The sequence below is a fragment of the Acinetobacter rudis genome (assembly GCF_031157835.1).
Lineage (GTDB): Bacteria > Pseudomonadota > Gammaproteobacteria > Pseudomonadales > Moraxellaceae > Acinetobacter > Acinetobacter rudis_A.
In genome coordinates this window covers 1-7523 of the sequence record NZ_JAVIDR010000038.1, presented here as the reverse complement: position 1 = coordinate 7523, position 7523 = coordinate 1, and the positions used below count along the sequence as shown (strand labels likewise).

At 35.2% G+C, this 7523-nt stretch carries 10 protein-coding genes; 5 read left to right on the top strand and 5 right to left on the bottom strand.

Annotation, left to right across the window (positions count from 1 at the left end; all coding sequences use genetic code 11):
* Positions 1 to 895: DNA cytosine methyltransferase (locus RFH42_RS16695; RefSeq protein WP_308977064.1), on the top strand; the 895-nt coding region annotated here is incomplete at its 5' end.
* Position 896: 1 nt separating this feature from the next.
* Positions 897 to 2402, top strand: coding sequence for a hypothetical protein (locus tag RFH42_RS16690; RefSeq protein WP_308977063.1), 1506 nt, complete (start codon positions 897 to 899; stop codon positions 2400 to 2402).
* Between the two features lie 87 nt (positions 2403 to 2489).
* On the opposite strand, the gene RFH42_RS16685 is transcribed toward RFH42_RS16690, so the two are convergent.
* The 5 genes from RFH42_RS16685 to repM form a co-directional block, all read right to left on the bottom strand.
* Positions 2490 to 2780, bottom strand: coding sequence for an addiction module antidote protein (locus tag RFH42_RS16685; protein ID WP_308977062.1), 291 nt, complete (start codon positions 2778 to 2780; stop codon positions 2490 to 2492).
* A gap of 2 nt (positions 2781 to 2782) precedes the next feature.
* On the bottom strand, positions 2783 to 3079 hold the full coding sequence (locus RFH42_RS16680) for a type II toxin-antitoxin system RelE/ParE family toxin (protein ID WP_308977060.1): 297 nt from the start codon (positions 3077 to 3079) through the stop codon (positions 2783 to 2785).
* Between the two features lie 322 nt (positions 3080 to 3401).
* Positions 3402 to 3647, bottom strand: coding sequence for a hypothetical protein (locus RFH42_RS16675; RefSeq protein ID WP_308977059.1), 246 nt, complete (start codon positions 3645 to 3647; stop codon positions 3402 to 3404).
* A gap of 258 nt (positions 3648 to 3905) precedes the next feature.
* Positions 3906 to 4415, bottom strand: coding sequence for a plasmid replication DNA-binding protein (locus tag RFH42_RS16670; RefSeq protein WP_308977058.1), 510 nt, complete (start codon positions 4413 to 4415; stop codon positions 3906 to 3908).
* A 78-nt stretch (positions 4416 to 4493) separates the two neighbouring features.
* Positions 4494 to 5417 (bottom strand): replication initiation protein RepM, encoded by a 924-nt coding sequence (gene repM / locus RFH42_RS16665; RefSeq protein ID WP_308977057.1) that lies wholly within the window; start codon positions 5415 to 5417, stop codon positions 4494 to 4496.
* Positions 5418 to 6568: 1151 nt separating this feature from the next.
* Here repM and RFH42_RS16660 point away from each other — a divergent pair.
* The 3 genes from RFH42_RS16660 to RFH42_RS16650 form a co-directional block, all read left to right on the top strand.
* On the top strand, positions 6569 to 6955 hold the full coding sequence (locus tag RFH42_RS16660; protein WP_262774288.1) for a hypothetical protein: 387 nt from the start codon (positions 6569 to 6571) through the stop codon (positions 6953 to 6955).
* Positions 6952 to 7122 carry a hypothetical protein gene (locus RFH42_RS16655; protein ID WP_308977055.1) on the top strand — a complete coding sequence of 57 codons (171 nt, stop codon included), beginning with the start codon at positions 6952 to 6954 and terminating at the stop codon, positions 7120 to 7122. Before RFH42_RS16660 ends, RFH42_RS16655 begins: the two co-directional genes overlap by 4 nt.
* A 148-nt stretch (positions 7123 to 7270) precedes the next feature.
* A partial coding sequence (locus tag RFH42_RS16650) for a DNA cytosine methyltransferase (protein ID WP_374990849.1) occupies positions 7271 to 7523 on the top strand: 253 nt, incomplete at its 3' end.

The following is a 7523-nucleotide window of genomic DNA, read 5'->3' as shown; positions in this document are numbered from 1 at the left end:
ATTTTCTTCAGATGTGGTGCCTAAGTTTTGTGAAACTATTTCCCGTAATCTCCCTAACCATTTAGTGGAAGCTCATGATATTTCAGAATTATCTGGCATCGAGCTAAAAAGTAGATTGAAGGAAGACGTCTCGATCGTAATTGGGGGACCACCTTGTCAATCCTTCAGTATATTAGGATCTAGAAAGTCTATCGATGATCCTCGGGGGGGGTTAGTATTTGAATATGCTCGGTTTATTAAAGAGATAGAACCTGATGCCTTCTTGTTTGAGAATGTTCCAGGCATTTTAACTGTAAATAAAGGACAAGATTGGAAAACAATGTTGGACTACTTTACAGAAACTACTGGTTATCATATTAAGTGGACAAAGTTGAACTCTGCTTGGTATGGGGTACCTCAAATTAGGCAAAGAGTTATTGCTGTAGGCTTTAAAAACAAAGCAACTTATGAAAAGTTTACATGGCCAGAACAGCTCTATGCTAATGATGATTCTAATTTATTATTACCTCCACCAATACCATCTAAACATGCTCTCCAATATTTAGAAAATGTTGAAAATCATATATTTAGAGTTCACAGCCAAGCAATCATTGATCGATATAGCACAGTTCTGCCTGGTGAAAGGGATAAAAAAGATAGAACAGATAGAATTCATCCAGAAAAACCTTCTGGAACTATTCTTGTTGGCTCCGGAGCAGGGGGAGGACGACCATTTATTCATCCTTATGAACATCGTCATATCACTGTTCGAGAAGCAGCAAGATTACAATCTTTTCCTGATTGGTGGATATTTGAAGGTGGGCCTACAGCATCATATCGACAAGTAGGAAATGCTGTACCACCTTTGATGGCTCAACAAATAGCAAAACAACTTAAAAAGGCGCTGAAGGAATAAAATGACCTTACCTTTACCATATCCTGGACATACATGGTTTTTTACCCAACATGCAGTAGGGATTGAGCCTTACACCCTTTATAAAATGTTAGAAGCGGCAAGTATGTTTGTTGGAGGATTAGACTTTGGCAAAAGTTTAACTGAAATCATGGTCAAAGAAGGAGTTTTAACTCCTAATGAAAGAGATGGTAAAGATGATGCTTGGAGAGATTATCAACAAATATTAGCTGAATTAGGTTTGATTTATTCCACAAGAGTTTCTAGAAAATTAGCTATTACTAAATTAGGTTATTCCTATCTATCAGGTGATATTGGTTTTTCAGAGCTTATTACCCTGCAAGCTTTAAGGTATCAATATCCCAATGGCCAAAAATCAACTATCCAAAGTGGTCTAAAATCAGACTTGTCAAATAATGGTTTTAAAGTTCCCGATACATTAATTACCTTACAGCTAGATCAAGGAGTTCTATTTAGACCAACTGTTTTAGTTTTAAGAATATTAATAGAGCTGAATAAAAAGGGTTTTTCACCGGAATTATCGACTGATGAGATCCAACACTTTTTAATCCCTGTCAAAAGACAGGACGAGTGGGAAAGATGTGTGGCCGTAATTATAAAAAATAGGTTAGGAACAGAAAAATTAGATATAAATAAGTTTAGACATAGCCGTCGTAACGTTCAGGATTGGATGAAGTTTTTAAGTAAAAGCGATTTATTTCAATTAGATAATAATAAAATTTTAAGATTAAAGTCTTTAGATCCTTTATTTATTTTGTCGTGCGAGGAGATTGTAAATGTCTATGAAAACAAAGATTTTTGGGTTCCTAGTGATACGTCAATAGAAACTAGGAAAACATGGTTTGATTTTTACGGAAATATACCTGATGAGGAGCTTATATTTGGTGAACACACAGAAGAATACGTTAAAGCTAACTATATTAATGGGTTAGAAGGTGATGAGGATGTTGTTGACAGTAATTTTACAGTCCGATTAAAAGAGTTTGAAAGCTTAGATCTATCAAATATTAGTAACTTAGAAGATATAATTAAATCGCCTCAGGAATTACAAAAGCTTTTAAATAATTTGCAAAAAGGGATTCAAAAAAGAAAAGCTAAACATATTTTGCACGAGCAGATTGTTGATAAGTTGAGTAGTAAATTTATCACTCAAGGGGCAAAAGTCCAGTTAGATCCATCTTCAGTTGATATTTATGCCCATTGGCCAGATGGCAATACCGCTATGTTTGAGGTAAAAACAATATTACCAAGAAACTTACAAAGTCGTTTAAGGTTAGCAATAGGTCAAATCTTGGAATATGACTATAGGTTTAAACAAGAAAAAATTCCTTGTGATGATAAAATTATTGTTATAAATCAAAAAATTATGAAGAGTAATTGGAATGTTGATTTCCTGACTAATCATTTAGATTTAGGACTAATATGTACTTCGGATATATTTCATGAAAGTTTTTGTTCAAAATCTAGTAAGAGCCATGAATATTGGTAAATCTTTAATTTTTCTAAAATTAACATAATACTGCTTATGCGAAATCAAAAATGGGAGCCTTGAGCTCCCATTTTACTATTCTTCGCTCTAAGCATTCTGCACTGTAAGTTTTAACCCTAAGGCACTCACAACACGATTGATTGTATCAAAACGAGGTGCTGAATCATGACGAAGGGCTTTATAAAGGGCTTCACGGCCAATACCAGCCTCTTTAGCAATCTGAGTCATTCCTCTTGCTTTAGCAATAACGCCAAGAGCATGAGCTAATTCTGCAGGATCATTGTCCTCAAGAACCATATTAAGATACATCACGATATCTTCTTCTGTTTTGAGAGACTCAGCCATATCAAAACTTGGTAAGTCAGCCACTTTAACCATTTTCAATCCTCCAATGTTTTCGATAATTTGACTGCTCGTTTAACGTCATCTTGCTGGGTTGATTTATCTCCGCCACCAAGCATTACGATCACGACATCACCATGCTGTATATAATACATTCGCCAGCCAGAACCAAAGAATTCTCTCATTTCCCAAACCCCATCTTGCAAGGGCTTAATGTCTCCCCAATTACCACGTTGAACCTTATCTAATCGACGATTCAAACGGATTCGGGTCATATTGTCTTTAATGCCATCTAGCCATTCATCAAATTCAGGCAGACGTTTAATTTCAATCATGAGCATTCCTTAACCTTCTCTCAATATTGTATTCGATCGGATACACATTGCAAGTAAATTATCCCAAGAGTTGTCCGCATAAAATGGGGATAAAATAGCTCTGGAGAAGGCTTTAGAAATCATAGAAAATCGATTTTTGATCATTTATTAATCGATTTTGTTGGCAGAATATTCCATTTTTGCTCATAAAAAAGCCGATATGTTTCCAAGTCAGCTTTTTGCTATTTCTTAGATCGCTTAAAAATTTTTAAATAATTGAAAAACAAAGTATTTTTACAATGCATTTCGCATAACGCCCATTATGTTAAATAGATTGATTCGACTATGATTTTTTCTTCTTTTTAGCCTGATTATGATGCTTTAATATCTCATCACACTTTTCGCTTGTCGGTAATGGACGTGATAAATCAACCTGATGCCAACCACCACATGTTGGATCTGGGCATCCACAAATAATTGGATAGGTGTGAAAGTTTTTCATCCCCGCTCTTTTTAACTGAGCATTTGTACGCTCTTCACTTTTTTTAAAATCATACATCCGCTTCTCAGTTAGAAACATTCCAGCCATATTATTTTTACTATATTTTAGAAACTAGGAAATATATTAATCTAAAGAGAGCTCACTATGTATATTTTTAATTTTCCTAAAATTAACATAATACACCTTATGCGAAATGCTCTTTTTAAGTTGTTTTAAATCAATCGCTTAAGCTGTATTAAAAAGCCCTGACCTACCGAGCAGGGCTTTTTTGTCGATTATTCACGTTCCACGCCTAATATTTAGCCAAAGTTCCACGCCTTTAATTAGCAGCACCGGATAATCAGATCAGCCATACGGCTTAAAGAATCGGCTCCAGAAGCCTCGTTTCTCCGGTTCAGGCTCTACATGCTCCGGTACTGGAATCCGTGGGTTTTCTGTTTCAACCGGAGTAGTCAATCCGTCATGTTTAACGTCTGTTGTAGCCGTGCTGGGTTGCATCGGCTCTTGATCGGTAAACGTAGTCATATTGGTTTTTGGCGCTTCTAATAGGCGTTGCATTGTTTCAATTTGATTTTGATAGAACGACTCTCTATCTTTTGCATCATCAAGTTGATTTTTTAGCATGTCTATCTGTTGTCTAAGCAGTAAAACTTCCGCCGAATTTGTGGTGTCTACTTTTACAGTTTCTTTTACATCATTTTTTTTAATTGGTTCCCCAAATACTCGAATAGCCTCAGCTAAGTCGATTTTATTATCAGAATTTTTACTTAAAATTCCTTTATTTATATGGTTGTAAATCGTTTGTCTGTTTATGTTGTAAAGTTTGGATAATTCAAGAACTGAAAGACTTTTCATGGTGTAAAACTATGCCTAATCTTGTCAAAAGTTGATGTCTATTAGACTGTCTAATAGACAAATGATCAAGTCTATAATCTAGGTAGCTTTGAACCCAACTTTGTTAAGATAAGGATATAACTCCTCAAGTTTAGTAGGGTCTTGAAGCATTTCTGCAATGCGTATGGCAAATTGTTGATAGCTTTCCGTTCCCTGGGAGTATTTACTCATTTCAGGTAATTCCGAAAGTTTATTTGCAAACATATGCCGTTGAGCATCGGTCATTTTTGAAGAAAAGTAGAAAGTATTTGGATCTCTTTCTATTGATGGGCTGTTCTTTTTTTGCTTAAAGGTAAAAGAGAATCCAGCAATTGATCGACCTCTTTTATGCTGCTGATATTCTACAATGATATCCGTATGTTCATTTATTTGTTTAATTGATAGTTCTAAAATACGTTCTTTTAAATGGGCCATTCTTAGATATTCATTATCAAGAACACCTAATTTTTTTCTAAAATCTTGTAGCTCTATAAAAGGAGTTTTTCCTGCACTTCGCCATTGAATTAAAAGCTCATATAAACGAATGGCATAAGCACTACTAAGACTACGCACTTGTTGTAACTCATATTTCGTAAATTGTTCTTCTAATCTGGTTATGAATGGAACTACTGCAGGAGCAAAAATTAGGTCAACGATTGCTTCATTATCGTTATAGGCAATTTGAGAGACCCATCTACTCATAACATTTCTTGTATTCCCATTCGCTTTTTTTTCTTGATAGCTAAATTGACGAGCAAATAGATCCTTACAGGCATCTTTTAACGCTTGATAGGCTGTATTTCGGTGTACACCAAATTGATTGATATAACTATCTGCATGGATCTCTAATGGATCATTGGCATTAATTCCTTTACCACTTTCGCGAGCTTCAACAATAGCCAATAAAATTAAGCGTTGTTCTACTAAATCTAGGTTATAGCTAGCGTTTATTAAAGCATTATCTTTTACGATTAAATCTCTCATGACCACTAATTTTTTATTGTGTATAAATCCACATTAATATTATTTGTGTACTTATGCAAGGTAAACGTGGACATATTGCAAGGTAAACGTGGACATATTGCAAGGTAAACGTGGACATATTGCAAGGTAAACGTGGACATATAGAGGTTGAAATGCTTGTTTATCAAGGCTTTTAGCTAGTCTAAAAGCATTTAAAAACTTTAAAATTATTAAAAGCCAAGGGAATGAAAAATTGCCCTTGGTTTTCGCTTCGCTCAAACTCTATTGAATCTCGCTTTCGCTCGATTCCTGGGGCAATTTTTTAAATCATCTGGTTGTGACTTTAAGAAAAGCAAAGGCAAGAGCAAAAGCAACTTGGAATTCGCTCCGCTCATAAAACTTTTTTACTCGCTCCGCTCGATCTAGACTCAATTTTCTTCATGTGATTTACGCTTATTTAGGCTTCACTGCCTAAAAAGCTGTTTTTCAAAGAGTCGAGATGCGAATTTTGGTGCTTCGCTCGTAGACACTCGCTCTATTCATCCTGATTAGAATAAAAATAGCCTCTATTGGGCGCTCATTTGCGTTTTTTGACCTGATTACTCATTTCAATAATAGATTCTATATCTTAAGCAAAAACGTGGCTGAAATCGTATGTGAGAACGTTTTAACTTGGGTTTTATTTTTGATCTGTAAGCTAGAATTCCCGCTTATAGATTTTCCCTTAGAAACACAATAGTCAGGATCTCTTTTGGCCAAGCACTATCTTTACTGTCAGTTAAGTTAATTAAATGGATTAGAAGCCGGTACATACCGGCAATTTTTGGTTCACACACCACGCATCTAAAGATAAAAGCTCCAAAGCCTTATGCTATAAGGGATACAGCGATTTTTCATCTGTCTGGAAAGCGTTTACGCTTTTAGCATGATTTTTATTATTTTTCATAGGTTTAGCTGTAAACACTTTTTGTTGCAGATAAAGTGCAATATTTACTTACAAAACAATAGGATAGCTTGTAATCACCTTTGTTTACGCTTTTATATGAATTTCTCTTTTTATATTAGATATTTAACCTGTAATCATTAAAATTTAACACAGTGTTTACTTATATTTGATAGTTACTTTTTAGAAATTAGGTGCTTAGATTGAAAACAAATGATAGGAGTTTTTCATGAACAGTACCCGAACCGTTGCCGTCAGATTAGACAATCAGGTCGCACAAGAATATGAGCGTTTGGCTCAGTTGAAGGGCGATAAATTAGGGACTTATCTGCGGGATCTTCTGACCAGTAATTTACAGATGGCCAGTATTGAACGGCAGGCCAGTCGGATTGAAACATTGGTGAATGATTTCGAAAAGCAGATTAACTATTCCCTCGATAAGTTTACTGAAGCCAATTATCTGAACAAAAAATTCTTTGAAGATTTTGGTGGGGTATACATGATGCTGCTTGGTACGCTTATGCAGTTAAAAGTAGAAAGAGATGACATTCGCGGTATGCAGAGACAAGGAAATGCGTATGCTCAAAAGAACTATTTTGAGGGGAAAAAGCCATGAGTAATATTATTCAACTCTCTAAACCATGTGCTTTCTGTGATTCAAGGGAAAACGTACAGCTTTTTGCAGGACTGATGCTTTGCGGAAATTGTCAGGAAAACATTCGGATTACCAATCCTGGCATATTTGAGGCCAAGGATCAGATTGAACAAAAAGCCCAGGATTAACTTGGGCTGCGTATAAGAGATTTTATGTTAAATCAATTTTGAAATTGGTTTTTAAAACACCAACCATACTAATAAAATTGAAAGAGTACGCTCATTGGTATTTTTTTGTTTATCATTAGCCCTGATATTTTTTTGTTTTGAGATATAAATGAATGCTTTTGGAAAACTAGAGAAGATAGCTTCTAATGAATATTTACGGTCTCTAGAGAATTTAAAAGTATCAAATGAACACGTAACTCCATCTAATGAATTAACTTATGTATCGGTTTTTTGTGGTGGTGGTGGGTTAGATCTAGGTTTTACATCAGCTGGGTTTAGACCATTATTTTCTTCAGATGTGGTGCCTAAGTTTTGTGAAACTATTTCCCGTAATCTCCCTAACCATTTAGTGGAAGCTCATG

Coding starts and splice junctions, on each gene's coding strand:
- RFH42_RS16690 (WP_308977063.1), top strand. CDS start 897: ATGACCTTACCTTTACCATATCCTGGACATACATGGTTTTTTACCCAA.
- RFH42_RS16685 (WP_308977062.1), bottom strand. CDS start 2,780: ATGGTTAAAGTGGCTGACTTACCAAGTTTTGATATGGCTGAGTCTCTC.
- RFH42_RS16680 (WP_308977060.1), bottom strand. CDS start 3,079: ATGATTGAAATTAAACGTCTGCCTGAATTTGATGAATGGCTAGATGGC.
- RFH42_RS16675 (WP_308977059.1), bottom strand. CDS start 3,647: ATGGCTGGAATGTTTCTAACTGAGAAGCGGATGTATGATTTTAAAAAA.
- RFH42_RS16670 (WP_308977058.1), bottom strand. CDS start 4,415: ATGAAAAGTCTTTCAGTTCTTGAATTATCCAAACTTTACAACATAAAC.
- repM (WP_308977057.1), bottom strand. CDS start 5,417: ATGAGAGATTTAATCGTAAAAGATAATGCTTTAATAAACGCTAGCTAT.
- RFH42_RS16660 (WP_262774288.1), top strand. CDS start 6,569: ATGAACAGTACCCGAACCGTTGCCGTCAGATTAGACAATCAGGTCGCA.
- RFH42_RS16655 (WP_308977055.1), top strand. CDS start 6,952: ATGAGTAATATTATTCAACTCTCTAAACCATGTGCTTTCTGTGATTCA.